The sequence below is a fragment of the Mucilaginibacter rigui genome, assembly GCF_014773275.1.
Taxonomy (GTDB): Bacteria; Bacteroidota; Bacteroidia; order Sphingobacteriales; family Sphingobacteriaceae; genus Mucilaginibacter; species Mucilaginibacter rigui_A.
On the sequence record NZ_JACWMW010000002.1, the window covers coordinates 736,467 to 763,068 of the forward strand.

The 26,602-nt window shown below is 45.1% G+C and carries 19 protein-coding genes; 6 read left to right on the forward strand and 13 right to left on the reverse strand.

The genetic code is table 11. The annotated features are described in order from the left end of the window. Positions 1–145: 145 nt before the first annotated feature. From trpC to IDJ75_RS10425, 5 genes are all read right to left on the reverse strand, one after another. Entirely contained in the window at positions 146–931 is a 786-nt protein-coding gene (gene trpC / locus IDJ75_RS10405) for an indole-3-glycerol phosphate synthase TrpC (protein WP_191175555.1), read from the reverse strand. Between the two features lie 152 nt (positions 932–1,083). Further along, a complete protein-coding gene (locus IDJ75_RS10410; RefSeq protein ID WP_191175556.1) occupies positions 1,084–1,650 on the reverse strand; it encodes an anthranilate synthase component II in 567 nt (188 codons plus the stop codon). 93 nt (positions 1,651–1,743) lie between these two features. Then, the gene (locus IDJ75_RS10415; protein ID WP_191175557.1) at positions 1,744–3,153 is read right to left on the reverse strand and encodes an anthranilate synthase component I family protein; all 1,410 of its coding nucleotides are present in this window, start codon (positions 3,151–3,153) and stop codon (positions 1,744–1,746) included. A gap of 221 nt (positions 3,154–3,374) precedes the next feature. Beyond that, positions 3,375–3,821 (reverse strand): cytochrome B, encoded by a 447-nt coding sequence (locus IDJ75_RS10420; RefSeq protein WP_191175558.1) that lies wholly within the window; start codon positions 3,819–3,821, stop codon positions 3,375–3,377. A 162-nt stretch (positions 3,822–3,983) separates the two neighbouring features. Further along, the gene (locus IDJ75_RS10425; protein ID WP_191175559.1) at positions 3,984–5,177 is read right to left on the reverse strand and encodes an anhydro-N-acetylmuramic acid kinase; all 1,194 of its coding nucleotides are present in this window, start codon (positions 5,175–5,177) and stop codon (positions 3,984–3,986) included. A gap of 114 nt (positions 5,178–5,291) precedes the next feature. Between IDJ75_RS10425 and nagB the strand changes: the two genes are divergently transcribed. From nagB to IDJ75_RS10440, 3 genes are all read left to right on the forward strand, one after another. After that, complete coding sequence (nagB, locus tag IDJ75_RS10430) at positions 5,292–7,211, forward strand: glucosamine-6-phosphate deaminase (RefSeq protein WP_191175560.1); 1,920 nt, start codon at positions 5,292–5,294, stop codon at positions 7,209–7,211. A gap of 121 nt (positions 7,212–7,332) precedes the next feature. Beyond that, positions 7,333–7,797 carry a DUF2059 domain-containing protein gene (locus IDJ75_RS10435; protein ID WP_191175561.1) on the forward strand — a complete coding sequence of 155 codons (465 nt, stop codon included), beginning with the start codon at positions 7,333–7,335 and terminating at the stop codon, positions 7,795–7,797. A 61-nt stretch (positions 7,798–7,858) separates the two neighbouring features. Beyond that, entirely contained in the window at positions 7,859–10,723 is a 2,865-nt protein-coding gene (locus IDJ75_RS10440; RefSeq protein WP_191175562.1) for a M16 family metallopeptidase, read from the forward strand. A 51-nt stretch (positions 10,724–10,774) separates the two neighbouring features. On the opposite strand, the gene IDJ75_RS10445 is transcribed toward IDJ75_RS10440, so the two are convergent. Then, positions 10,775–11,446 carry a hypothetical protein gene (locus IDJ75_RS10445; RefSeq protein ID WP_191175563.1) on the reverse strand — a complete coding sequence of 224 codons (672 nt, stop codon included), beginning with the start codon at positions 11,444–11,446 and terminating at the stop codon, positions 10,775–10,777. 71 nt (positions 11,447–11,517) lie between these two features. Between IDJ75_RS10445 and IDJ75_RS10450 the strand changes: the two genes are divergently transcribed. Beyond that, positions 11,518–14,094 (forward strand): ligase-associated DNA damage response DEXH box helicase, encoded by a 2,577-nt coding sequence (locus IDJ75_RS10450; protein WP_191175564.1) that lies wholly within the window; start codon positions 11,518–11,520, stop codon positions 14,092–14,094. Positions 14,095–14,270: 176 nt separating this feature from the next. On the opposite strand, the gene infB is transcribed toward IDJ75_RS10450, so the two are convergent. From infB to IDJ75_RS10470, 4 genes are all read right to left on the reverse strand, one after another. Beyond that, positions 14,271–17,261 (reverse strand): translation initiation factor IF-2, encoded by a 2,991-nt coding sequence (gene infB, locus IDJ75_RS10455; protein WP_191175565.1) that lies wholly within the window; start codon positions 17,259–17,261, stop codon positions 14,271–14,273. A 60-nt stretch (positions 17,262–17,321) separates the two neighbouring features. Then, entirely contained in the window at positions 17,322–18,557 is a 1,236-nt protein-coding gene (nusA, locus tag IDJ75_RS10460; RefSeq protein WP_191175566.1) for a transcription termination factor NusA, read from the reverse strand. A gap of 3 nt (positions 18,558–18,560) precedes the next feature. Further along, complete coding sequence (gene rimP / locus IDJ75_RS10465; RefSeq protein ID WP_191175567.1) at positions 18,561–19,025, reverse strand: ribosome assembly cofactor RimP; 465 nt, start codon at positions 19,023–19,025, stop codon at positions 18,561–18,563. 138 nt (positions 19,026–19,163) lie between these two features. Continuing rightward, a complete protein-coding gene (locus IDJ75_RS10470; RefSeq protein WP_191175568.1) occupies positions 19,164–19,583 on the reverse strand; it encodes a hypothetical protein in 420 nt (139 codons plus the stop codon). A gap of 59 nt (positions 19,584–19,642) precedes the next feature. Here IDJ75_RS10470 and IDJ75_RS10475 point away from each other — a divergent pair, with 59 nt between their 5' ends. Beyond that, positions 19,643–20,830 carry a hypothetical protein gene (locus IDJ75_RS10475; protein WP_191175569.1) on the forward strand — a complete coding sequence of 396 codons (1,188 nt, stop codon included), beginning with the start codon at positions 19,643–19,645 and terminating at the stop codon, positions 20,828–20,830. 85 nt (positions 20,831–20,915) lie between these two features. Here IDJ75_RS10475 and IDJ75_RS10480 read toward each other — a convergent pair whose 3' ends face one another. After that, positions 20,916–23,288, reverse strand: coding sequence for a prolyl oligopeptidase family serine peptidase (locus IDJ75_RS10480; protein ID WP_191175570.1), 2,373 nt, complete (start codon positions 23,286–23,288; stop codon positions 20,916–20,918). Positions 23,289–23,365: 77 nt separating this feature from the next. On the opposite strand from IDJ75_RS10480, the gene IDJ75_RS10485 reads away from it, so the two are divergent. Then, complete coding sequence (locus IDJ75_RS10485) at positions 23,366–23,878, forward strand: GNAT family N-acetyltransferase (protein WP_191175571.1); 513 nt, start codon at positions 23,366–23,368, stop codon at positions 23,876–23,878. A gap of 188 nt (positions 23,879–24,066) precedes the next feature. Here the strand turns inward: IDJ75_RS10485 and IDJ75_RS10490 are convergent, their stop codons facing one another. Further along, a complete protein-coding gene (locus IDJ75_RS10490) occupies positions 24,067–24,690 on the reverse strand; it encodes a thiamine phosphate synthase (RefSeq protein ID WP_191175572.1) in 624 nt (207 codons plus the stop codon). 168 nt (positions 24,691–24,858) lie between these two features. Then, a complete protein-coding gene (gene pafA, locus IDJ75_RS10495; protein ID WP_191175573.1) occupies positions 24,859–26,514 on the reverse strand; it encodes an alkaline phosphatase PafA in 1,656 nt (551 codons plus the stop codon). Positions 26,515–26,602 lie beyond the last annotated feature (88 nt).

Consider the following 26,602-nt stretch of genomic DNA (forward strand, 5'->3'; position numbering starts at 1 on the left):
TAATAATTTACTCACCCGGTCATTGCTTCGCCCGACCACCCTCTCTTCGCTGCGCGGAAAAAGGGTTTTGCTTTTCTCTTCAACCTCTTTGCGAAGCAGAGAGGGTCGACCAGCGTAGCGCAGTCGGGGAGAGTTAACTTACTTATTATTTCAACCCCTTCACAAACTCCCGCATAGCTGCGCCAGGGTCTTGCTGTTTCATGAAGTTCTCGCCAATTAAAAACCCGTTAAAGCCAACTGCTTTTAGCTGCTTAATGGTTTCGGTATCGCTGATAGCGCTCTCAGAGATCTTCATGAATTCGTTGGGGATATGGTCAACCAGTTTATAGGAATTTTCTACCGATACCGTAAAATCGGCCAGGTTGCGGTTATTTACACCAATGGCATCCAGGTTGGTATCAATGCTGCGTTCCAGTTCTTCCAGGTTATGCACTTCTAAAAGCACATTCAGGTCGAGGCTTTTGGCAAGCGACGCCAGGTTTTTGATCTCGGCAGGGGTAAGTATGGCGGCTATCAGTAAAATAATATCTGCCCCCAATGCTTTTGCTTCTATAACCTGGTACTCATCAATCATAAAATCTTTACGAAGTATAGGGATATTGGTTGCCCTGCGGGCGCGGGTAACATCCATCTTGCGCCCCATGAAAAAGCCATAATCGGTTAGTACCGAACATGCTGAAGCGCCTGCAGCTGCATAATCCTTGGTAACATCTTTTACCAGCGCATCATCATTAATAATGCCCTTTGATGGCGATTTGCGCTTAAACTCGGCTATGATGCCGGTACGATCAGGCGCCAGCAAAAAATCTTTAAAAGAATAAGTTTCCCGGTGGAAGTATTCAGACTCCTCCAGTTTGGTATAGGTGGTACGCACCTTATCCCGTTCAACTTCCTTTTTTTTATGGGCAACTATTTTATCGAGTATTGTCATTTTATTCAAATCTATAATAAACCGTTGTCATTTCGAACGAGGTACAAGGAGAAATCTTCTGCGGGCGACTTACATGCCATGCACGGTGAATAAGATTTCTACTCGCTCCTCGCACTCGCCACCCCGCTGCTCGTTCGAAATGACAGGTGGGGTTATGCCTTCAACCAGTTCTGCATCATTTCTTTACCGTACTCCGTTAGTACCGATTCCGGGTGGAACTGTACACCGCGTACATTGTATTCCTTATGCCTTAAAGCCATAACCGAGCCATCTTCTTCATCAATGGCGGTAACCTCTAATATAGCGGGCAGGTCTTTCTCTACCACCCACGAGTGGTAACGGCCAACTTTAAAGGTATCAGGCAGGCCGGCAAAAAGCGGCTCGTTTGCATCCGTTACTTTTATAGGTGTGGCTATGCCATGCATAGGCTGCGGCAGGTTATAAAGTTTACCGCCAAATACTTCGGCAATGGCCTGCTGACCAAGGCAAACGCCAAACATACTTTTTGTTGGCGCGTATTTTTCTATCACCTGCAAAAGCAATCCTGCTTCTGATGGTATACCCGGGCCGGGCGACAGGATGATATGACTAAACGCATCAACATCCTCCAGCTTAAATTGGTCGTTCCTCCAAACCTCGCATTGCAAACCTAACTCGTTTACCAAATGCACCAGGTTATAGGTGAAGGAATCGTAATTATCTATTATTAATATTTTCATTTTGTCTTAAACCTTGATTTTTCGGATTAAGGATTTCCCTGATTCCGTATAACTAATCTCTATTCTCCAATCACTACTCACTCGCGAAGCGGCTTATAATTCTTCCGCCAACTCTATTGCTTTACGAAGCGCTGCTATTTTGTTATCTACCTCTTTCAATTCACTTTCGGCAATTGAGCCGGCTACGATTCCCGCGCCCGCCTGGTAATGCAGCGTGTTATTTTTGCTGAGGAAAGAACGGATCATGATGGCGTGGTTAAAGTCGCCGTTAAAGCCAAAAAAACCGATAGCGCCGCTGTAAAAACTGCGTTTGCTTTTTTCGTTCTCGTCTATGATCTCCATGGCGCGGTACTTAGGCGCGCCGCTCAGCGTACCCGCCGGGAAGGTATCCGCCACAATTTTGAAAGATGATGTGCCGGGTTTTAGTTTACCGCTTACGTGCGATACCAGGTGGATGAGGTGTGAATAATATTGCACCTCTTTAAAAGCGTTTACCGTTACCTGCTCGCAATGGCGGCTCAGGTCGTTACGGGCAAGGTCAACCAACATTACGTGCTCGGCCGATTCTTTGGGGTCGTTTTCCAACTGGCGGGCAATCTCGGCATCTTTTTCATCGTCGCCGCTGCGTTTAAAGGTACCGGCAATCGGGAAAATGCTGGCTACCCTGTTTTTAATAGTGATCTGCGCTTCGGGCGATGAACCAAAGATGCGGAAATCGCCGTAGTCAAAATAAAACAGGTATGGCGATGGGTTGATAGAGCGCAATGCCCTGTACACATTAAACTCATCCCCTAAAAACGTTCTCGAAAATGCCCTTGATGGTACTATCTGGAACACATCGCCACGGTAAATGTGCTGCTTCATCTTCTCAACAATGGCGATGAACTCCTCATTGGTAAGGTTTGACTTCTCGGCATCATTGCTTTTAAAACTGTATTCCGGGAAGTTTTTGTTCTTGATCAGGTCTGCAATTTTTTCCAGTCCGTTGGTTTGAGGCTGGCCTTCTACCTGGTTATGGAAAATATACAGTTCATTTTTAAAGTGATCTATAGCGATGATGTAGCTATAAATATGATACTGCATCACCGGGATCTTGCGGCTGGTATCGGTGCTTTCTTTTAAGCGTATGGTTTCGAAATGCTCAACCGCCTCATGGGTAAAGTAGCCGAATAAGCCGTTCGACAGGATCTTGGAGTTATTAACCTCCACCTCAAACCGGGCGGTAAAATTGTTTATCTCGTCGGTTATATCAAACTCACCAGGGTTGCTTACCTCTTCGGTGTCGTCCGGGAATTTCTTTTTCAGTGTACCGTTATCCAGTATCAGCCCGCTGATGGGTGCGCAGCAAACAAAACTGAGGCTATTTTCACGGCTATGATAATCCGAGCTTTCCAGCAGCAGCGAATTGGGGAACACATCGCGCAGTCGCAGGTAAATGCTTACGGGCGTGGTAGTGTCTGCAAGTAGCTTTTTTTGAGTGGTTGTAATTTTATATGTTTTCATTAGTGGTTATCTCAGAGCGCATTAAACAAAAAAACCCGGCGAATTGAGCGTTCGCCGGGTTTCAAATTAGGTTTACATTTGATTAGTACTGCATATCAAAAACTATCCGGCCTGCCATGTTTTCACATAGTGCCACCAATTGGTATTAAGGATAGTTGTTTTCATATCGTGGCAACAAATTTATATAAAAAATTGAATTATCAAATTTTTTGTCGACTTTTTTAGTGGGATATCCCAAAAAAAGCTCTTTTACTCTGAATTATGGCTACCGCGATAACCACTAAAGCTAAAATATAGAAGATAGCGATGGTTCTGTGCTTGCCCTCGGGCAGAGCAATTTTCTTTGATTTGCTATGGCCAATGGTTATTAAAACAATGGCAAACAGCATCATAGCGATATGTTCAACTGTCCAGTAACGGGCTTCGGCATCTTTCATAACACCGGCGCCAAACCGTACAAACGGACTTAAAAAATAAAGCACCAGTCCAAGTAAAAACTGAGTGTGTGCCGATATCAGGGCAAATAAATTAACCTTACGGTTGCCTTCGGTGTATGGCTTTTTACCAAGCCAACCGGCTAATGATTGAAATATGGCCAGTAAAACCAGGATGATAACAATATACCTGAAACCCGAGTGGAAGTACCTGAAAAAGCTATAAGCGTTCATACGTTTAAAATTTGACCCGAATATACAGATAAAAGTTTTTCAATTTTTAGTAGAGATGCAGGTTGGTTAGTTTTACCACAAAGAGCACAGAGAAAAAGCACAGATATACAAAGTAGCCATGTGCCTTTTGTGAAACCTTGGTGCCCTCTGTAGTTAAAAATCTTATGATGCAAAACTAAACTTCCCCATCAAAACTGCCGGGTTATTACCAATGGCAATAGGTTTGCCACAAAGCGCCTCATTACCCAGTAAGGCAAATAGTATTGCTTCCTTTGCATCGGGATCGATCCCCAAATCGCGGGTGTTGGCTATCTCTGCATTGGGTAAAGCGGTTGTTAAATAGTTCATCACATACGGATTTCTTGCACCGCCGCCGCTTACAAATATTTTAAGCCCGGGGATGTTAAAATGTGTTTTGATAAAGTTGCTGATGGTGCGCCCGGTAAAGGCACTCAGGGTAGCCACCAGGTCGGTTTTATTGATATTGAAGCTGCGGGAGGTTTGCTGCGCGTTGGCTACGTACTCTAAGTTAAACAATTCCGGACCGGTAGTTTTGGGCAGTGTTTCGTTAAAAAAAGGATGGTGCAGCAGATCCTCCAGCAGGGTTTCATCAACCTTGCCCGCATTGGCTATCGCCGAATCTTCATCATACGGTTTATTAAAATATTGGCGGCAGGCGGCATCTATTAGTGTATTGCCGGGCCCAATATCTGTACATAAAACCTTTGATGTGTCGCCATCTGCCGGTAGGTAGGTAAGGTTGGCTATGCCACCTATGTTTAATAGTATTCGTTCTTCACCCGCTTTGCTGCCTAATAACACATCGCCGTATAAGGCTAAAGGGGCACCCTCGCCGCCTGCTGCTATATGCTTTTGGCGAAAGTCGCTTATGGTTAAAATGCCGGTTTTTACCGCAATATGGTCGCCGTCGCCAATTTGCAGGGTAGCATTATCATAGTCAGGTTGTTTATGCTGATGTTTTGGCGCGTGGTATATAGTTTGACCATGGCTGGCAATAAAATCAACTTCGGCCGGTTTGATATTCCATTTATCTAAAGCTTGTAATATCAGTTCTGCATGAAAGCTGCCGATATAAGCGTTCAGTAGCGCAACCTTTTCCAGGTCGGCTTGCCTTTGGGCAAACACTTGCTGCACTTCCTTCTTAAAACGATTATCGTAAGGGATAGTAATAAACTGCAACAGCTCAAAACCGGTATCGGTACCATTACCTTTGAATTTACACAGGGCAATATCCAGGCCATCCAAAGAAGTCCCCGACATGAGGCCAATGCCCAGCTTTGTTTCTTTTTGGGCAGTGGTAAATAGTTTTTGCAGGTTTTTGTTGAGTGCAGGCATGCGCTAATTTACCTGTTTTACCCGCTTCACAAAAGATAAATTTAAACCGTCTGTATGTATATAATCTGATATATTTGTTTGGAAGCATTGTAAACCAATTACAAACTTAAGCCCATGGCCAGATTAAACTTATTAGAAGAAACACGATACGAGAAGTTACCCGTTACGGTATACTCAGATCAGAACGCGGCATCGGTAGCTGTTGCCAAACGCATAGCCGACCTGATCCGCAAAAAAGATGCAGAAGGCAAACCGGCTGTGCTTGGTTTGGCTACAGGTGTTACCCCAATTAAGGTTTACGCCGAACTGGTGCGCTTACACAAGCAGGAAGGGTTGTCGTTTAAAAACGTGATCACTTTTAACCTGGATGAATATTACCCCATGAAACCCGACGCGGTACAAAGCTACGTTACCTTCATGAACGAGAACCTTTTTGACCATGTGGATATTAAAAAGGCTAACGTGCACATCCCCGACGGCACCCTTGCGCCGGATAGCGTAGCTGCTTTTTGTTTAGAATACGAAAAGCAGATAGAAGAACTTGGTGGATTGGATCTTCAAATTTTAGGTATTGGCCGTACTGGTCACATTGGTTTTAACGAGCCGGGCTCGGCACCAAACTCGGGTACGCGTTTAGTTACCCTTGACGACCTTACCCGCCGCGATGCTTCGCGCGATTTTGGTGGTAAACAAAACGTACCTACCAAAGCCATCACCATGGGGGTAGGTACCATTTTTAAAGCCCGTGAAATTATCCTGATGGCTTGGAGCGCCAAGAAAGCGCCGATTGTACGCAAAGCGGTAGAGGGCGAGATCTCGGGCGAAGTGCCGGCTACCTTCCTGCAGCTATCAGACAGTGTTGAATTTATATTGGATGTGGATGCCGCATCAGACCTTACCCGCTTTGACACTCCATGGCTGGTTAAAGATTGCGTTTGGGAAAAGCAGCTCATCAAAAAAGCTGTAATGTGGCTATCGGGTGCGGTTGGTAAACCCATCCTCAAACTCACAGAAGAAGATTACAACAGCAACGGTATGGCACAGCTTGCGGTAGAGCAGGGGCCGGTGTACCAGATCAACATTGATATATTTAACCAGTTACAACACACCATAACCGGGTGGCCGGGAGGCAAACCGGGGGCCGATGATAGTCAGCGCCCTGAGCGTGCCGAGCCTGCACGCAAACGTTCAATCGTATTTTCGCCACACCCTGATGATGATGTGATCTCGATGGGTGGTACATTTATCAGGCTGGTTGACCAGGGGCATGATGTGCATGTAGCTTACCAAACATCGGGTAATACCGCCGTATGGGATGACGATGTGTTGCGTTTTATGGAATTTGCGATAGACTTTAAAGAAAGCATAGGCGAAGACACCTCAAAAATGACAGGTATTTATGAGGATATGCGCAAATTTATGGCGATCAAGCAACCTAATCAGATAGATTCGCTGGAGATCCGCGATGTAAAAGGCTTTATCCGTAAAACAGAGGCCATTGCAGGCGCGCGTTATGCAGGTGTGCCCGATAGTAACATCCATTTCCAGGCGTTGCCATTTTATGAAACAGGCAAAACGCAGAAAAACTCCGTTGGCGAGGAGGATATTAAACTGACCATGGAGTTGCTGCAAAAGGTAAAACCCCAGCAGGTATTCACTGCCGGTGATTTTGCCGACCCGCATGGTACACACATCGTATGCTTTAATATCATCATAGAATCGTTACGCCGCCTGCGCAAAACCGAGGCCTGGGTAAACGATTGCTGGGTTTGGATGTACCGTGGCGCATGGCAGGAGTTCCCTACACATGAAATAGAAATGGCGGTGCCTCTATCGCCTGCCGAAGTATTACGCAAGCGCAACGCCATTTTTAAACACCAGTCGCAGAAAGACAGGCCGGTGTTTCCTGGTGATGATGCCCGCGAGTTTTGGGTGCGCGCCGAGGATAGAAACCGCGAGACTGCGCAGAACTATGACCGCTTAGGCATGGCCGAATATGCAGCTATGGAAGCTTTTGTGAGGTATAAATTTTAGATAAAGATAAATTAACAGAATGTCATTGCGAGGAGCGTAGCGACGTGGCAACCTCATAGGACATGCGGATATGCTGAGATTGCCACGCTATCGCTCGCAATGACATATAGTAAAACAAAACATGAAATATAAATTCTTAATCATCGCCTTATTCATCTGCATAGCAGCAAAGGCGCAAACTACAGCAAACATTACCCCGGCCCACTTAAAAGCAGCCGAAGATGTACTCTTAGCATCAGGTGCGGGCGCGCAATTAAAAGAAAACACCCTGTCCATGATAAAACAGGCCAGCGGGAATGTGCCTGAGGATAAAAAAACAAAGTTTATCCAGGTCATGAACACCTTTACAGATAAGTATATGAACTGGGATATGATAAAAGACCAGATGGCCGCTATGTACGCGCAGGAATTCACAGAAAAAGAGCTAAAAGACCTGGCGGTTTTTTACAGGTCGCCGTTGGGTATAAAGCTTAATCAAAAACAACCTGTACTATTCCAAAAAGGGGCGCAACTTGGGCAGCAGGCAGTACAAAGCCACCAGGCCGAACTGCAGCAAATGATGCAGGAAGCATTTAAAGATCAATAAACAATTTGTAACTAAGATATTCGTTTAGCATCTTAGTAAAATATTCCTTTTTAATTTAAATATGAACATTAACAGAGCTTTATCTGTTGCCGCACTTGCCCTGATCATTGTATCGGGTAACGCAACGGCACAGGTAAAAAGAAAACCTACCCCGTCTCCCAAAAACAGGCCCGCAACAACTGCAGCCGCCATTTATAGCCCAACGCTGCTCCCGGTTGATAAAAATGTGCTGATAGGCAAATTACCAAACGGTTTAACCTACTACATTCGCCATAACGAGCAACCACAAAAACGTGCAGAGTTATACCTTGTTAATAAAGCAGGGTCGGTTTTAGAAACAGATGCGCAGCAGGGCCTGGCACATTTTACCGAGCACATGGCATTTAACGGCACACGCGATTTCCCTAAGAACGCATTGGTAGATTATCTGCAAAAATCGGGCGTAAAGTTTGGGGCCGATTTGAATGCCTATACTTCTTTTGATGAAACAGTATACCAATTACCATTGCCAACAGATAGCACTGCTGTTTTTGAAAAAGGCTTTAATATCCTTGCAAACTGGGCGGGTTATGTAACATTTGACCCTGCAGAAATAGACAAAGAGCGTGGCGTTGTTTTAGAAGAAGCACGCCTGCGTGGTAAGAACGCGCAAGAGCGTTTAAGCCTGCAAACGCTGCCTGTAATATTAAATAATTCGAGGTATGCATCACGCTTACCTGTAGGTAAAGAAGATGTTATTAAAGCATTTACTGCCGAAACCATAAAAAGCTTTTACGCCGATTGGTACCGCCCTAACCTGCAGGCGGTAATTGCCGTTGGCGATTTTGATGTAAAACGCGTTGAGGAACTGATCAAGGCAAACTTCTCGGGCCTTAAAAATCCGGTTGCAGCTAAACCACGTACCGAATTTAATGTAGCGCCCACACCAGGCACTGTTGTTAAAATAGCTACTGATAAAGAGTTTCCGTATACCCTTGCCCAGATCATTGTAAAGCATCCGCAATCGGTTACACGCACAACAGATAATTACATGCAAAGTGTGCGTATATCATTATTCAACTTTATGCTGAACCAAAGGCTTGGCGAATTGCAGCAAAAAGCCGAACCACCATTTTTATATGCCCGTACTTCTTACGGCCCGCTTATTGGTAAGCAGGATGCATTCTCGTCGGTAGTGGTTGCTAACCCTGATGGGTTGGAAAAAGCGGTAAAGACAGTTGTAGCCGAAACCGAGCGTGCCCGTAAATTTGGCTTTACTCTTACCGAACTGGAGCGTGCCAAACAACAGGCGTTAGTAGGCATCCAAAATGCATATTACGAAAGAAACAAAACTAACTCGGCAAATTACGTAAGGGAGTACCAGTTAAACTTTTTAAAAGGAGAGGCTATCCCGGGTATTGATTTTGAGTATAATTTTTATGTAAACAATATCAGCAAGATAAACCTTGCCGAAATGAATGCCATGGCCGGCAAATTCATCAGCGATCAAAACCGTGTAATTATTGTTGAAGGCGCTGAAAAGGATAAAGATAAACTTCCTGACGAAAAAGCTATTTTAAGCTGGATAGGTGCAGCCGGAAATAACCTTACTGCTTATGTAGATAATGTTACCAGTAAGCCGCTAATGGAAAAAGCACCGGAAGGTTCAAAAGTTGTATCAGAAACCAAAGACGAGGCAATAGGTACAACTACCATGATATTAGGCAACGGGCTGAAAGTAATATTAAAACCAACTGAGTTTAAAAACGATCAGATCCTGATCAATGGATCGGCCTTTGGCGGTACCTCACTGGCAAGCGATGCTGATTATACATCAGCAAGCTTCGCAGGTTCGGTTGTTGGCAGCAGCGGTATATCAGAATTTAACCAGGGCCAGCTGGATAAGATGCTTGCCGGTAAAAATGTAAATGTATCGCCTTATATAAGTGAAATTACACAGGGCATAAGAGGCAGCGCATCCCCGCGCGATTTTGAAACTGCTATGCAATTGATATACTTGTATTTTACACAGCCACGTAAGGATGCTGAAATATGGAAGGGGACTATAAACCAAACCAAGGCACTATTAACCAACCGGACACTTGACCCGCTTAGTGTTTACCAGGATACGCTTTCAAACGTGTTAAGTAATAACAATTTCCGCGGCGGCGCTACTACGGTTGAAAGGCTAAACACTGCTAACCTTGATAAAGGGTATGCCTTTTATAAAGACAGGTTTGCTGATGCAAGCAATTTTACCTTTGTGGTGGTTGGTAGTTTTACGGTAAATGAGATAAGGCCTTTTATGGAAGCCTATCTTGGTGCTTTGCCATCAACCAATAAAAAAGAAACATTTAAGAATTTAAAAATGTACCCTGCACCGGGGCAGATAACCAAAACCGTTTACAAAGGTGTTGATGATAAGGCCAACGTACAAATGATATACAGTGGCGATTATGTTTTTAACGAGGCAAATAACCTGCAGCTTGATGCGCTGGAAGAAGTGTTGAACATTAAGCTTGTTGAGCGTTTGCGCGAGCAGGAAAGCGGGATATACGCACCGGGTATAAGGGCAAACTACGTTAAAAACCCGCAAGGCAGGTACACTGTTACTATTTCGTTTACCTGTGCCGCTGCAAATGTTGATAAGCTGATAGCTGCAACGCTTGATGAGATAGGCAAAATAAAACAGACAGGTGCACAGCCCGCCGATATTGAAAAATTTGTTGCTGAAGAAGCCCGGTCAACCCAGGTGCAAATGAAACAGAATATTTCATGGGCCGGTTACCTGGCCGGGGTTGTTCAAAATGATCAGGACCCTGATCAGATATTGAGCCACGTTAAAAACCTGGATCAAATAACGGTACAAAGCACAAAGGATGCTGCCATCAAATATCTAAATAATAACAACCTGGCAAAAGTTATACTGATGCCTGAAAAGAAGTAACAAGTAATATAAAAGGAATAAAAAAGCCCCTGTTAACTAACAGGGGCTTTTTTATTTGAGGGGTTTTAAGCTGGAAAAGAACGGCAGGTAAGTAGTTGCCGCTTCTCTGCCGGGTTCGTGCACGGTAATGCCGGTAATAATGTCTTTATCATCTACATCAAAAGCGATGCCTCCCTTAATATCATCATAAAGGCTGCGTTTGCCACCATTGTATGTAAATGTTGCCACCTTTTTTAAATTATATAACGACCAAACACTTTTAAACGGAATGCCCACATATAGCTTGCTGTTAATTTTAAATGCGGGCGAGGTTACCCGTATCTGTTTAACCCGCTTTACTTCATCATCTCCCTGCCCGCGCGAAAAATACATTTGGGTTACGTAACCTGTTGTATCATGGTTGGCATACCAGATAGATATACTCTTCCCCATAGCAGCGTCTCCACCATCGGGGGGGCCCAATCTTTTATGCACATTCTCCGCGCTTTCGTTAATAGTTGTTTGGCCAAGGCTTATGCCCGGTACTATCAGCTGCGATAAAGGTACGGGTTTATCTCCCGGCAGGTCAACAACACTGGTATCTGCCGCTTTAATCAGGCTGTCCGGCTGTGGGGTATCCGTTTTGTTAGCTATGGTGTCTGCCGATGCTGGCGTAGTTTTTTGCTTGCATGAAAATAGTGCTATTGCCAGCGCCGTGACTATAAAATATTTTGAAAAATTCATGGTTGTAACAATTTGTTTAATTTACGGTTGATAGATATAACCAATAATAGGGTAATTTGTTACCATAAACAATGACATCAAAAGGCCAAAAGGTAATACAGCAATGGTACAAACAAAAACAGTGGAAGCAGTTTCCGTTTCAAAAAGAAATGGAGGAGGCTTATCTGTCGGGCTTTTCGGGCTTGCTGAATGCGCCTACCGGCAGCGGTAAAACCTTTGCATTATTCCTGCCATTTCTGGCCGATTTTATCAATAAATACCCTGATACCTATACCACACAAAAAAACAACGGCTTGCTGATGTTATGGATAACGCCCCTGCGTGCCTTAACTAATGATATCCGCAAGGCAATGCAGGAAGTATGTGATGATATTGGCCTGCCCTGGCGCATCATGACGCGCACCGGCGATACCTCTGCCGCCGAAAAGGCCGCATTAAAGCGAAAGCTACCCGAAGTGCTTTTAACTACCCCCGAAAGCCTGCACCTTATGCTGGCCCAAAAGGAGTATAACAAGGTATTTAAAGGCCTGCGGGTAATGGTTTGCGATGAATGGCATGAATTGCTTGGTACCAAACGCGGCGTACAGGTGGAGCTGGGCCTGAGCAAATTGAAGAGTTTGAGTCGGGAGTCTGAACTCGAAAGTAAAGGTGGCTTAAGACTTCAAACCTCCGACTCCGAGCTTAGGATCTGGGGTATCTCGGCAACCATAGGCAACCTTGAACAGGCCGCCGAGGTTTTGCTGGGGAATGATTTTTCGCCGGAGCGGATCAGGATGGTGCGAGCCCATGTGAATAAGAAGCTGGTGATAGAATCTGTTATACCCCCAAATATTGAAAATTATAGTTGGGCCGGGCATATTGGGGTAAAGCTATTGCCGCAGGTAATGGAAATAGTGGCCAAAAGCAAAACCACACTCATATTTACCAATACGCGGTCGCAAAGCGAGATCTGGTATCACGCCATTATTGATAATTATCCCGAGTATGCCGGCATTATGGCCATGCACCATGGCTCGCTGGATAATGACTTGCGTAACTGGGTAGAACAGGCCTTACATGCCGAAGCACTGAAAGTGGTGGTATGTACCTCCAGTTTAGACCTGGGGGTGGATTTTCGACCGGTGGATACGGTGGTGCAGGTAGGCAGCCCAAAAGGGGTTGCCCGTTTTATGCAGCGCGCAGGCAGGAGCGGCCACCATCCGGGGGCTATATCAAAGGCTTATTTTGTGCCAACCCATTCATTAGAATTGTTGGAAGGTGCAGCGTTAAAACAAGCTATTAAAAAAGGCGTGTTTGAGAGCCGCGACCCCATGCTGCTGACCATGGATGTGCTGATACAGTTTATGGTGACGCTGGCGGTATCAGATGGTTTCCGCGCCGATGAATTGTTTAAGGAAGTGAAAACCACCTTTGCCTTTGCCGATCTGCGCCGGGATGAGTTTAACCAACTGCTTGATTTTATAACCAATGGCGGCAAAACCCTTGCCCAATACGATGAATTTTTAAAAGTAGAGGTAGAGAATGGTCTGTTTAAAGTGAATAGCAGGCGTGTAGCCATGCGCCACAGGCTTAGTATAGGCACAATTACCAGTGAGTTAAGCATCCGCGTAAAATGGCTTAGCGGCGGCAGCTTGGGCACTGTCGAAGAAAGCTTTATATCCAAATTAAAACCGGGTAATACCTTTTGGTTTGCGGGCCGCAGCCTTGAATTTATTAAGGTGAAAGAAATGACAGCTTATGTTAAAAAATCAAAATCCACCAAAGGACTGATCCCAAGTTGGAATGGCGGGCGGATGCCTTTGTCGTCTCAATTATCTGCCGTTTTTAGGGATAAGCTGGATGAGGTGGCTAATGGCATTGAAACCGATATAGAAGTGAAAGCGCTTAAGCCTTTGTTTGGTTTGCAGGCAGAATTATCGCACTTGCCGCAAAGCCACGAGTTTTTGATAGAATCTTTTAAATCGCGCGAGGGGCACCATCTCTTATTTTACCCTTTTGAGGGGCGGTTAGTGCATGAGGGTATGGCATCATTGCTTGCTTACCGTATTTCTAAAATTAAACCGGCCAGCTTCTCCATCGCCATGAATGATTATGGGTTTGAATTACTTACGGATGAAGATATCCCCATAGAAGAAGCTTTGGAGGATGCCGATTTCTTCAGTATTAATAACCTGATAGATGATATACAGCACAGCCTTAACTCCAATGAAATGGCCAGGCGCAGGTTCAGGGATATTGCGCACATTGGTGGGCTGGTGTTTACAGGTTATCCCGGCCAGCCGGTAAAGAATAAACATTTACAGGCATCAACATCTTTACTGTTTGAGGTATTTAACGAGTATGAGCCCGATAACCTTCTTGTGCGGCAGGCATATAATGAAGCGTTGGCTTTTCAATTGGAAGAGTTCCGCTTGCGTGCGGCCTTGCAACGTATTCAAACGCAAAACATCGTTTTAAAAGTTATCGAACGCCCAACACCATTCGCATTCCCGATACTGGTAGACAGCCTTGGGCGCGAACGGCTCACCACCGAAACCATGGAAGAACGCATTGCCAAAATGGCCCGGCGTTATGGTGCCGATGAGGTTGCGGATAAACCTTCACCGAGGAGCAGGAAAACGGGCGTTACAAGGAAAAAGGGGTTTTAGGAAAGCAACAGTCATTGCGAGCGTAGCGTGGCAATCTTCTACATAACAGTCGGTGATAAGTATGTCGAAGATTGCCACGTCACTTCGTTCCTCGCAATGACGCGCGGGGATAAAAAAATCTAAACAAAAAAGGACGGTTATACAACCGTCCTTTTCAATATTAAGGTAATTAACGTTTACGCTAATTTACGTTTTACTTCTACGTTTTCGTATGCTTCTACTATATCACCAACTTCGATGTTGTTGTAGTTAGCAATGTTCAAACCACACTCGTAATTAGTTCCAACTTCTTTTACATCGTCTTTGAAACGTTTTAATGAAGCCAGTTCACCTGTATGGATCACTACACCATCACGAATGATACGTATTTTACTGTTACGGCTAATTTTACCATCTAATACCATACAGCCTGCAATGGTACCAACCTTGCTGATCTTGAAGGTTTCGCGGATCTCTACGTTCGCAACAATCTTCTCTTCAAACGTTGGTGCAAGCATGCCTTCCATCGCCGCTTTTATCTCGTTGATAGCATCGTAGATGATAGAGTATAACCTGATATCGATCTGCTCGGCCTCGGCCAGTTTACGCGCACCTCCCGAAGGACGTACCTGGAAACCTATAATGATCGCATCTGATGCAGAAGCCAGCAATACGTCTGATTCGGAGATCTGACCAACTGCTTTTGATATGATGTTAACCTGTATCTGCTCGGTAGATAGTTTAAGTAATGAATCTGACAACGCCTCGATAGAACCATCCACGTCACCCTTAACAATAATGTTAAGTTCTTTAAAGTTACCAACTGCCAAACGGCGGCCAATTTCATCAAGGGTGATGTGTTTCTGTGTACGTAAGCCTTGCTCGCGTTGTAATTGTAAACGTTTGTTCGCAATTTCACGTGCTTCCGGCTCGGTATCTAATACGTTAAACTTATCGCCTGCTGTAGGTGCGCCCTGCATACCCAACACCTGTACCGGTGTAGATGGCCCTGCAGATTCGACCCTTTGGCCACGCTCGTTTGTTAACGCTTTAACACGCCCGCTGTAGCAACCGGCAAGTATTGGGTCGCCCACTTTTAAACGGCCTGCCTGTACCAATATAGTAGTAACAATACCACGGCCTTTGTCTAAGGCAGCTTCTATTACTGTACCTACGGCACGTTTGTTAGGGTTAGCTTTCAGCTCAAGCAATTCTGCTTCAAGCAATACTTTCTCTAACAGCAAATCAACGTTTAAGCCTGTTTTTGCTGATATTTCTTGTGTTTGGTATTTACCGCCCCACTCTTCAACCAAAATGTTCATGGCTGATAGTTGCTCACGTACCTTATCGGCGTTAGCACCCGGCCTGTCAATTTTGTTGAAAGCAAAGATGATAGGCGCGCCGGCAGCCTGTGCGTGGTTTATGGCCTCGCGGGTTTGCGGCATCACGCTGTCATCAGCAGCAATAACAATGATAACAATATCCGTTACCTGTGCACCCCTGGCACGCATGGCGGTAAACGCCTCGTGGCCCGGTGTATCCAGGAAGGTGATCTTTCCTTTATCGCCCGGCAAAGTAACTTCGTAAGCGCCAATGTGCTGGGTTATACCCCCGGCCTCGCCGCCAATTACATTTGTTTTGCGGATAAAATCCAGTAATGATGTTTTACCGTGGTCAACGTGGCCCATGATGGTCACAATTGGTGCACGTGGTATCAGGTCTTCCGGATCATCAGGCTGGTCAAGTATAAACTCTTCGTCCTGTGGTTTTACAAACTCAACCTGGTAGCCAAACTCATCGGCAACAATGCTTAAAGTTTCGGCATCCAAGCGTTGGTTAATGGATACGAACATACCCAAACTCATACAAGTTGAGATGATCTGCGTTACTGATACATCCATCATGAGGGCTAATTCATTTGCCGTAACAAATTCGGTAACCTTTAACACTTTAGATTGTGCATCCTGCTCCATTGCCAGTTCATCGGCATTTGCAGCAACATCATCACGTTTTTGACGACGGAATTTTGCACGCTGCGCAAATTTGCCCGACTTCCCTGCGCCGCTTAAGCGTGCAAGTGTAGCCTTGATCTGGTCTTGTATATCTTTTTCTGATGGTTCTTCTTTAGGACCTGAACTTGCAGGTGGCCTTCCTCCTCTAAAATCAGGACGGTTGCCACCACCCGGAGGCGCTGTTGGTCTGTTCCTGAAATCGGGACGGTTTGGATTAATTGTGCCGCTTGGCGGGGCCTGTTGGCCGCCGTTACCACCCGGGCCACCTTGCTGATCTTTACGCTTACGTTTGCGTTTCTGATCGGCAGCGTTACTTGCGGCACTTGATGAGGCTACCGGGCCACCGCGTTTAGGCTGGTTAACCGGCAACTGTATCTTACCTATAATTTTGGGCCCTGTTAAACGCTCTGCATTCGCACGGATAACTTCATCCGGTTCTGCCGCGTCTTCTGCCGGGGCTGGTGTTGCTGCTGCTTGCGGCTCAACAACCGGTGCCGCTGGGGCTGCCGGCGCTTCGGCTTTAGGCGCTTCTGCAACAGGGGCGGGCGCAGGTTTTTCTGCAACAGGCTCTGGTGCTTTTGGCGTTTCTACTTCTGCAACTGCTGCCGGTGCCTGTTTTTCTACAACAGGCTCTGGTGCTTTTGGTGTTTCTACAACCGGTGCAGGTGCCGGCGTTTCAGCAACGGGCTCGGGCGCTTTTGGGGCCTCGGCAGGTTTTTCGGCTGCGGGCGCCTTAGCGTTAAGGTTATTAAGGTCTATTTTACCAATTACCTTTACACCCGGCAATGCTTCGTTACGCTCTTCGGTTTTCACCTTTTCAGGTTCAATCGGTTTTGGCTTTTCAGCCGGTGCTGAAGCGAAATGGCCGGTGTTTTTGATCAGTATCTCCTCGTTCTCAAAATCTCTTGAACGACGGGACTCAACAGGTTTTTCAGGTGCCTGTGCGGGCTCCTCTTTCCTGATTTTGCCTATGCTGATCTGCTTGGCCTCCTCCTTAATAATTTTATCAACAGCAAACTCCTTTAACAAAGTAGTGTACATATCGTTATCCAGCTTGGCCATTGGTTGCTTTTCAACTTTGTAACCTTTGGAAGCAAGAAAATCGACAATGGTACCCATACCAATGTTCAGTTCTTTTACTGCTTTAATTAATTTTATGGATTTGTCTTCTGACATTTATTAAATTTTCTCTGCTAATTATCGCAAAAATACGATTTTTTATTCGTGTTATTTCGTTTATTCAAATTCTGCCTGTAGAACTGATAAAACTTCTTTTATTGTTTCCTCTTCAAGGTCGGTACGTTTTACCAATTCGCCAACAGATAGTGCCAATACAGACTTAGCTGTATCAAGCCCGATGCGTTTAAACTCGTCCAGTATCCAGCTATCTATCTCGTCTGAGAATTCTTCAATATCCACATCCTCATCATGCTCATCAGCCTCGCGGTAAACATCAATTTCGTACCCGGTTAACTTGCCGGCAAGCTTAATGTTGTGGCCGCCACGGCCAATTGCTAACGATACCTGATCGGGCTTTAAGTAAACAGCCGCCGTTTTTTTCTCGTCATCTAATTTAATAGAAGTGATTTTGGCGGGTGATAAAGCACGCTGTATGTATAACTGAATATTGTTGGTAAAGTTTATCACATCTATGTTTTCGTTCTTCAACTCGCGAACGATACCATGGATACGTGAACCTTTCATACCTACGCAGGCACCAACCGGATCAATACGGTCATCGTAAGATTCTACTGCTACTTTAGCCCTTTCACCCGGTTCGCGAACAATTTTCTTGATAGTGATTAAGCCGTCGAAGATCTCCGGAACCTCCATCTCGAACAAACGCTGTAAAAACTCAGGCGCTGTACGCGATATAATGATCTTAGGGTTGCTGTTAAGCATATCCACCTTGCTGATGATAGCTCTCACGCTGTCGCCTTTTTTAAAGTAGTCGGCAGGGATCTGCTCAGTTTTTGGTAATAAAAGCTCGTTTCCTTCATCATCAAGCACCAAAGTTTCTTTTTTCCAAACCTGGTAAACCTCGCCGGTAACAATCTCGCCTACGCGGTCTTTATATTTTTTGAAGATCTCGTCTTTCTCCAGTTCCAGGATTTTTGATACCAGTGTTTGGCGGGCAGCTAATATAGCACGGCGGCCAAAGCTTTCTAAAGTTATCTGCTCAATATAATCGTCGCCAACTTCCAGGTCAGGGTCAATTTTATGTGCTTCTGCCAGTTCTATCTCCAGGTCATCATCCTCGCTAAAGCCATCTTCCATTACGGTACGTGTGCGCCAGATCTCTAAGTCACCATTGTCTGTGTTCACAATTACGTCGCAATTCTCATCTGTGCCGTATTTTTTCCTGATCATGCTTCTGAAAACGTCTTCCAGAACGCTCATCATGGTTGGGCGGTCAATGTTCTTGAAATCTTTAAATTCCTGAAAAGAATCAATTAAATTAATATTGCTCATCTTCTACTTGAATGATATTAAAACTTTTGTTTCTGTTATTTTATCTGTCGGGATAGCGCTTTCAACAGTTACAGCCTTTTTCCCTTTTTCTTTTATTATTTCTTCTATTGTTATTTCGCTTTCACCGGCGCTTAATAGTTTGCCTTCGCGTTTGGCGCCGTCATCCATTTTTATTGATAACGTACGGCCAATGTTTTTCGCATACTGCCTTTGCAGGGTTAGCGGTGTATCAATGCCCGGCGATGAAACCTCCAGGTTGTAGGGTGTATCTATCACGTTCTCTTCTTCCAGATGAAAGCCTACATGCCTGCTTATGGCAACACAATCAGCAATCCCTATCCCGTTATCCCCATCAACCAGTACTATCAGTTTACCGTTCGAATGCATTTTAACATCCACCAAAAACAAGTTTGGCATATCGGCAATTTTTTCCTCTACCAGTTCAGCTGTTCTTTTTTCAATATTCATTATCGTATGTTTTTACCGGTATTCCCGATAGGTAACGGGGCGGTTGATAATTTGATTGATAAAATAAAAGAGGGGGCAAATGCCCCCTCTTTTTTAATTCAGATGCAAATGTAACAACTTTTTTTGATTTTTCAAAGCTTATTGCTTAAAAATCAAATCAATAAAACGCACTTTTCCGGGCTGCGACCGGCTTTTTATATAATCTATCAATGCCGCGCCTTCGCCAAGGCGGTAATTGCGCACAAAGTAGGTTTGCCCTTTTGTAAAAGGGGTGTCGGGCGTAAAAACCACCACACTATCTTTTAACTGGTAGCGGCCCGGTTGCACAGGCTGGTAGTTTTTCATATCGGTATCAGCAGGCATCCGATAAACAGGCACCAGGCTTTGCCAAACATCTGCATTGGTATCGCGCCCTATATCCTGCATCACCACGTAATCTAACCCTTTAAATTGAACAGACCGGCCGTTGTTTACAAGTGATATTTGCACGGCGGCGGGGTGCCTGGCTGGAGTACAGGCTCCTATTATAAAAATTATCACGATCAGATATTTATTCATTATTACAAAAGTGATTGTTTTATTTGTAACCTTTTACAAATGATGCACTCTTAACATCTATGAGAAAAACCTTAGCCTTAACTATACTACTTGTTAGTTTTTATACACAATTAACGTATGCACAGGATAGCCTGTTAACCAGCCTTGCAAAAAGCAACACAACCCTGTTTGCCAAAGATGGCAATAAATTTACAGGTGCAGGGTGGGACAAAATTTTAGCACAGGCCAAAAGCAGCAATAATGTGATGATCGGCGAAGATCACTTTAACAACGAAACGCCTATCTTTGTATCTGCGGTGGCATCACAAATTAAATTCGATAACTTTTTTTGTGAGATAGACCCTTTTACAGCGCGTATCCTGCAGGATAAGATCAGAAATCTATCACCTGCCGAGATGGAAAAGTATGTGGCCGAATATGGCAATACATTCTCCTTTTATGCCTTCGCCCCCGAGTTTGATCTGCTTAAACAATTTACCAAAACTAACACAACCATTAACGGTACCGACCAAATATTATTGGTGGGTGATGCACTGATATGTAACGAACTTCAAAAAACTACTAAAAGCAACCGCGCTAAGGAAATTTACGAAGTGATTAAAAACAACTCAAAAACATATTTCGCCAATTTTTTGAAAGATCAGAGCAAGCCGTTTTATTTACTCACCCCCGAGTTTGAAAAAAACCTTGATGAGCTATCGGCCCTGAAGCTTAGCGAACAGGAAGTTAAAATAATAAAGGCACTGAAATTAAGCGCCAAAATATACAAATCGCAAAGCCACCATCTGCGGGTACAGCTCATGAAAAACCAATTGATGCAGGTTTACACCCAATGGCAAAATAAAAAGAACCTGTATAAATACGGCGCAAACCACGTTGCCAGGAATGAAGGTTTAATGGATACCTACGATATTGGAAACTTGGTAAGTAGTATTGAGGATAGTAAATTCGGTAGCTCCTACCATGTTATTGTACTTGGCGTATCGGGTACACAGGCCTCGCCATTTAAAGGCTTCCCGAGTGAGAAAGTTGATGCAAACAGCGGCGTGCTTAAGTCATTGGCCCCCTTGTTAAAAGCCGCTGAGGGTAATAACTGGCATTATATAGATCTGAAGCCTTTACGTACCGCAATAGACGATGGAAAGTTATTGGTAAAGGACACTAAGCTATTGCGGATAATAAAAGGCTATGACGCTTTTGTTGTGATCCCGGAGGTTACAGCTTCTGCATTCATCGACGGGAAATAATAACTGAAATGCCCGAGTATAATCGGGCATTTCAGTTAACAAGTTTATAAAGGGTAAGGGGTACTCCCCCACATTTTTCTGCAAACTATTTCTTAAGCGTTTCCTCAAACAGTTTATAGATGCGTTTATACTCATCCGTCCAGCTGCTGGGTTGCACAAAACCGTGGTCTTCTACCGGGTATGGCGCAAGCCACCAGTTTTCCTTATGCAACTCTATCAGTTTTTGGGTTAAGCGTACAATATCCTGAAAATTCACATTTTGGTCTACCATGCCATGCAGCATAAGCAGGTTGCCTTTTAAGCCGTCGGCAAAATAAATAGGCGAGCTTTGGCGGTAAGCCTTCTCATCGGTAAATGGTTCGTTAAGTATGTTTGAAGTATAGCCGTGGTTATAATGTGCCCAATCGGTAACAGAGCGTATGGCTGCGCCTGATGCAAAAACATCCGGTTGGGTAAACAGTGCCATAAGCGTCATAAACCCCCCGTACGATCCTCCGTATATACCCACATGTTTGGGGTTAACGCCATATTTTTCTACCAACAGTTTTACGCCGTCAACCTGGTCGGTAAGGTCGGCGCCGCCCATGTGGCGGTAAATACCGGTGCGGATATCGCGCCCGTAGCCCGAGCTGGCGGTGTAATCGATATCCATTACGGTGTAGCCATTATCGGTAAGCATATTATTGAACATATACTCGCGGAAATAGCTGCTCCACCAGTAATGTACGTTTTGCAGGTAACCCGCGCCGTGTACAAATACTACGGCGGGTTTTGAAGGGTCGGGGGTTTTAGGCACATAAACACGCGCGTAAATATCTTTACCGTTACGATTTTTAAAGCTGATCACCTCCGGCTCGCGCCAAGGGTACGAATTAAATTCGGCGGTGGTAGAGCTGGTTACCTGTACCGCTTTTGCACCCGGTTTATTGGCCTGCACATAAAGTTCCCACGGTTTGTTGGAGTATGAATAACGAATAGCCAGCCATTTTTCATCAGGCGACAGATCCACCTCGTTGCCGCCCTTAATGCCGGTAATTTTAACTGGTGCGCCACCTGTAACCGGGATGCGGTAAAAGTGCGTAATGCCGGGATGCTCAATGTTTGCGGTAAAGTAAAACGTCTTTTTATCGTTCGACAAATGCAGGGTTTGCACCTCCCATTTGCCTGATGTTAATTGCTTTTTTTCGCCGGTTACCACATCAGCCATGTACAGGTGCGAGTAGCCGCTTGCCTCGCTCTGGAAATAAAAGTGGGTATTATCTGCCCAGCCAAGGCTGCCATCGGCAAAAAAGCCACCGGTACCGGGGCCGCCTATCCATGCGTCATCATGCTGGCGGTCAAGCAGGGTTAGTTTGCCGGTAGTGGCATCTAATTTCATCAACCAGCGGTCCTTGTTGTCCTGTGCATCTACATTAACAATGGCGTATTTGCCGTCGGGGCTCCAGTAGGGGCCGGCTATGTCAACTTTACGGTCGGCGTTTAGCCTTTTGCGGGCCTCCATTTCTTTAGGATAGTCTTTTATAAATTCAGGGATATCCTTTATGCCGGGCAGGTCTTTGGTTATGATACTGTAAACAGTGTCGCGCTGCCTGTCGTAAATAAAACTTTCTGAGGTTGATTGCGGGCTGCCCACTTTGGTGCGGTTAGGGATATCCTCTGTATAACCGGATGAGGTTACATAATCGGGCACTATGCCGCTCTTTGCACCTTCGGCAGCCTGAATAAGGCGGTAGGTTACATACCGGCCATCCGGACTAAGCTGTACACCGGTTAAGCGTTTATCGCCAAATGCCAGCTCTTTTAATTTTGAAGGTTTAAATAATGCCCGCTCGGCCGAATCGAGCTTGCGGTCCTTCTCGTTAACTTTTATAATATCAAACAGTTCCAGCTGTTGTTTTTTAAGCCAGGCGGCCTGCTCGTTCTCTTTGGCGGGTTTCTTTTCGCCGGTGGATGCTTTTACAAAATTGGTAAGCTGTGTAAGTTCGGCTTTATTAAGCTTTAACTGGTACAGGTTGTTATCGCTGGTGAACACAATACTGCCTTCATCCCCGCTAAAAGTGGGGTTGCTTTCGCGGCCGGTGGTATTGGTGAGCTGTATAGCTTTACCTTTTGCTGCATCCAGCAGGTAGATGTCGCCATTCTTTTCAAAGGTTTTTAGCGTGCGCTTTTTGTTCCATTTGCCGTTTTCGGGCACCATGGCTTTACGCTCATCAACACTAACTTTTTGCGGTTTTGTGTTGTTTGGCGTGATAGAAAAAAGCTCATCCCGTTCTGTTTTATCGGGGTTCCAGTTAAAATAGATCTTCTTGCTATCATCGCTCCAGCGGATATTTGAGGGTGATACCCCCATCCATTTTGGGTCGCGCATTATTTTTTCGATAGTAAGCTGGCCAAGGGTTTGCGCAGATGCGTAAAGGCCGAAACAAAGGAATAATAATAAGGTAAAGCTTTTTTTCATAACAAAGAATGCTGTTAAGTTGTGCAATTTAACAGTTTGTGTAATATTACTATTTTTAGCCATTGTATTGTTACACAATGGAGATAAAAGGGAGCCAATTTATACTGCGCCACTGGCAACTGGCCGATGCGCCGGCATTGCAAAAACATGCCAATAATCCTAAAGTGCCAGCGTATTTGCTGGACAGGTTCCCCTCGCCCTATTCGCTGGCAGATGCGGAGGCATTTATCGATGTAATGGTAAACAAACTAACCGTTACCAATTTCGCTATAGAAATAAACGGAGAAGTTGCAGGCGGTATTGGTTTGGAGTTTAGGGACGATGTGTACCGTAAATCGCCACTGATAGGTTATTGGCTTAGCGAGCAATACTGGGGGCTTGGCGTAATGACCGAAGCGGCTAAGCTGGTAACCCGTTATGCCTTTACTAATTTTGACACCATTTGTGTAATGGGCTTTATTTTTAGCGAAAATCTGGGGTCGATGCGGGTGCTGGAAAAAGCGGGATACACCCTACAGGGGGTATTAAAGCAAAGTGTAATTAAAGGCGATAAGGTAATGGATGAGCATATTTATGTGGCGTATAAATAGCCGCCTCGTTGTCATGCTGTACGTAGTGAAGCATCTAATCGCCAACATGCATGTGGCGATGTTACTCACCTTGTCATCGCTGCACTCGACATCCCTCCCTTCGCTACGGGGAAAGAGGGCTTTTCATTCACCCTCTTTGCGAAGCAGAGAGGATCGCGCACGTAGTGTCGCGGGGTGAGTAAAACTCACTAATATATCCTCCTATAGATCTCTTTCACCATCCCCCCCGGATCTAACGACAAATTTATCGCCGATGATACCGCGATACCATATACACCGGATTGCATCAATAACTCTACATCCTTTAACTGCACACCACCTACCGCAATAACAGGTATCTCAATTGGCTGCTGTTCTAATTCGCGGTAGCCCTCATATCCCAATAAGGGCTTATTATTGGGTTTGGTATCGGTATGGGCAAAAGGGCCGTAGCCGCAATAATCAACTACGCCGGTATCTTGTATTTTTAATAAACCGTTTATATTGGTGGCAGATGCACCCAGTGTTTTTTCATCTGTTATAGTTTCGCGGATAGCTGCAAAATCGGCATCAAAATCTTCAACATGCACGCCCTGCGCATCAACCGTATCCAACAAATGATAATGATTAGCAAGGATCAATGTTGCACCCCAGTCATCACATATAGATGCTATTTGGTGTAACTCGCGGATCATCTCCTCATCGGTTTTACTCATGCAGCGGTACTGGATCCAGTTGGCTCCGGCTTCGCAGGCTGTTTGTGCCTGCTCTATGTGGCTGCGGTTGGGCAGGTCTTGTGTGAGGTAATGGAATTTGGATATATATTTTTTCATCGGATGCTTTTGTTTTTAACCACAGAGGGCACAAAGATAAAAACACAAAGGTCACAGAGGGTTTATGTAAATCTCTGTGACCTTTGTGCCGTTGTTGGCGTTGAAGGTGAGCTTGTCGAACCATTAACAAAGCGGCAAGTCTTCGACAAGCTCAGACTGACAAAAAACTTATTTTAACACCTCGCCAATAGCTGTACCAACATTGCCATTTGGCGCCTGGATATGCAATAACTCGGCAACGGTAGGGGCAATATCTGTCATGTGGGTTTCGCGGGTCAGGCTGCCATGTTTAATGCCCCATCCCATAAATACCAACGGGATATGCGCATCGTAAGGGTTCCAGCTGCCATGGGTAGTGCCTGTTTGGCCGCCGCTAAACCATCCCGGTTTAAGGATGATCTGGATAGCGCCACTGCGTTCGGCATTATAGCCGTTTTGGATACGCGTGCGAAGCTCGTCGGGTATGGTGGCCAATTGTACACGCTGCATATCAACCGCATAAGCTATTTGTGGTTCCTGCTGTAAAAACTGAATGCAATCAAACTTTAAAGCGTCGGTATTCAGGTTCTCTTTTTTAATAACGGCATTGTTAAAGTTTACCTGGTAGTTCTCAAGGCTTAACACCGCGCCTTTTACTTTATACTTGTCCTCAAGCATTTTATTTAAGCGGGTTTGTGTATCGCTGCTTTTCCAAACACCTGCCGGGATATTATGATCTGTTAAAAAATTAGGATTATGCGCAGCACCATGGTCGGCACTCAGGAAAACGGTATAGTTTCCTTTACCCAATTTACCATCTAAATAAGTAAAGAAAGCAGCAATATCTTTATCTAAACGCAGATAGGTGTCTTCAGCCTCAACAGAGTTCGGCCCAAACTGGTGACCAACATAATCTGTTGAGGAAAGGCTTACCGCCAGGAAATCGGTCACTGTGCCTGCACCAAGTTTTTCATTTTCGATAGCGGCCTTAGCAAGGTCAAGGGTCATGCTGTTGCCGTATGGCGTAGAGCGGATCATGCCAGCTTTGCCTTTATACAGTTCAGATGTTTTTATCGGGAAGGTTGGCGCGTCGGTCCCGGCGAATTTACCTTCATATTTGGGGCTGTTATCCGGTGCGCTTTGTACGTAAGTATTGATCGGGTATAGAGTGTTCCAGTCCTGCTTCAGGTATTTTTCGGCCGGTTTTGTAGCGTTAAAAGATTTTACCCATGTTGGCAGTTCGGCCATATAATAGGTGCTGCTTATCCAGGCGCCGGTTGCATCGTCAAACCAGTAAGCGGCGTTGGCTGCGTGCCCGCCAGGTAATATGCCGCCCCGATCTTTTAACGCTATGCCGATCACTTTTGAGCGGAAGTTTGTGGCTAATCTTAACTCGTCCGTCACGGTGCTTACCAGCAAATTGCGTGGCGACATTTTGCCCGCCTTCGAATCGCTGCCTACAGCAGTAACCGTGCTATCGTCTGTGCAATACATTGATTTGCCGGTTGCCTGTATGATAAAATCATTGCCGGCAATGCCATGTATGGCAGGTACCGAACCGGTATAAATAGAGGAGTGCCCTATAGCGGTAACCGTAGGTATATACGGGATCTGAGTGTTCTCGCAGGTAAACCCTTCGTTAAGCATACGTTTAAAACCACCTGCCTGGTAACGGTCGTAGTAGCGGTACAGGTAATCCCAACGCATTTGGTCGACCACTAAACCCACTACCAGTTTTGGGCGGGGCAGAGTTGTTGAAACAGTGGCTGCGGTTTTTTTTGTTTGTGCCGATAAGCTAAATACGGCGGTTGCAAAGGTTAGCGTAAGCAGAACTTTTATCTTCATAGCATATGATATTAAAGGGCAAATATCAGGATTGCAATATATAAACAATGTGATATTTGTGTTACTTTTTATTAAAAGCGAGGCGTAA

Coding starts and splice junctions, on each gene's coding strand:
- IDJ75_RS10470 (WP_191175568.1), bottom strand. CDS start 19,583: ATGAATAAATATCTGATCGTGATAATTTTTATAATAGGAGCCTGTACT.
- IDJ75_RS10450 (WP_191175564.1), top strand. CDS start 11,518: ATGACATCAAAAGGCCAAAAGGTAATACAGCAATGGTACAAACAAAAA.
- IDJ75_RS10485 (WP_191175571.1), top strand. CDS start 23,366: ATGGAGATAAAAGGGAGCCAATTTATACTGCGCCACTGGCAACTGGCC.
- IDJ75_RS10435 (WP_191175561.1), top strand. CDS start 7,333: ATGAAATATAAATTCTTAATCATCGCCTTATTCATCTGCATAGCAGCA.
- IDJ75_RS10475 (WP_191175569.1), top strand. CDS start 19,643: ATGAGAAAAACCTTAGCCTTAACTATACTACTTGTTAGTTTTTATACA.
- pafA (WP_191175573.1), bottom strand. CDS start 26,514: ATGAAGATAAAAGTTCTGCTTACGCTAACCTTTGCAACCGCCGTATTT.
- nusA (WP_191175566.1), bottom strand. CDS start 18,557: ATGAGCAATATTAATTTAATTGATTCTTTTCAGGAATTTAAAGATTTC.
- IDJ75_RS10410 (WP_191175556.1), bottom strand. CDS start 1,650: ATGAAAATATTAATAATAGATAATTACGATTCCTTCACCTATAACCTG.
- IDJ75_RS10445 (WP_191175563.1), bottom strand. CDS start 11,446: ATGAATTTTTCAAAATATTTTATAGTCACGGCGCTGGCAATAGCACTA.
- rimP (WP_191175567.1), bottom strand. CDS start 19,025: ATGAATATTGAAAAAAGAACAGCTGAACTGGTAGAGGAAAAAATTGCC.
- IDJ75_RS10420 (WP_191175558.1), bottom strand. CDS start 3,821: ATGAACGCTTATAGCTTTTTCAGGTACTTCCACTCGGGTTTCAGGTAT.
- trpC (WP_191175555.1), bottom strand. CDS start 931: ATGACAATACTCGATAAAATAGTTGCCCATAAAAAAAAGGAAGTTGAA.
- IDJ75_RS10415 (WP_191175557.1), bottom strand. CDS start 3,153: ATGAAAACATATAAAATTACAACCACTCAAAAAAAGCTACTTGCAGAC.
- IDJ75_RS10425 (WP_191175559.1), bottom strand. CDS start 5,177: ATGCCTGCACTCAACAAAAACCTGCAAAAACTATTTACCACTGCCCAA.
- IDJ75_RS10480 (WP_191175570.1), bottom strand. CDS start 23,288: ATGAAAAAAAGCTTTACCTTATTATTATTCCTTTGTTTCGGCCTTTAC.
- IDJ75_RS10440 (WP_191175562.1), top strand. CDS start 7,859: ATGAACATTAACAGAGCTTTATCTGTTGCCGCACTTGCCCTGATCATT.
- nagB (WP_191175560.1), top strand. CDS start 5,292: ATGGCCAGATTAAACTTATTAGAAGAAACACGATACGAGAAGTTACCC.
- IDJ75_RS10490 (WP_191175572.1), bottom strand. CDS start 24,690: ATGAAAAAATATATATCCAAATTCCATTACCTCACACAAGACCTGCCC.
- infB (WP_191175565.1), bottom strand. CDS start 17,261: ATGTCAGAAGACAAATCCATAAAATTAATTAAAGCAGTAAAAGAACTG.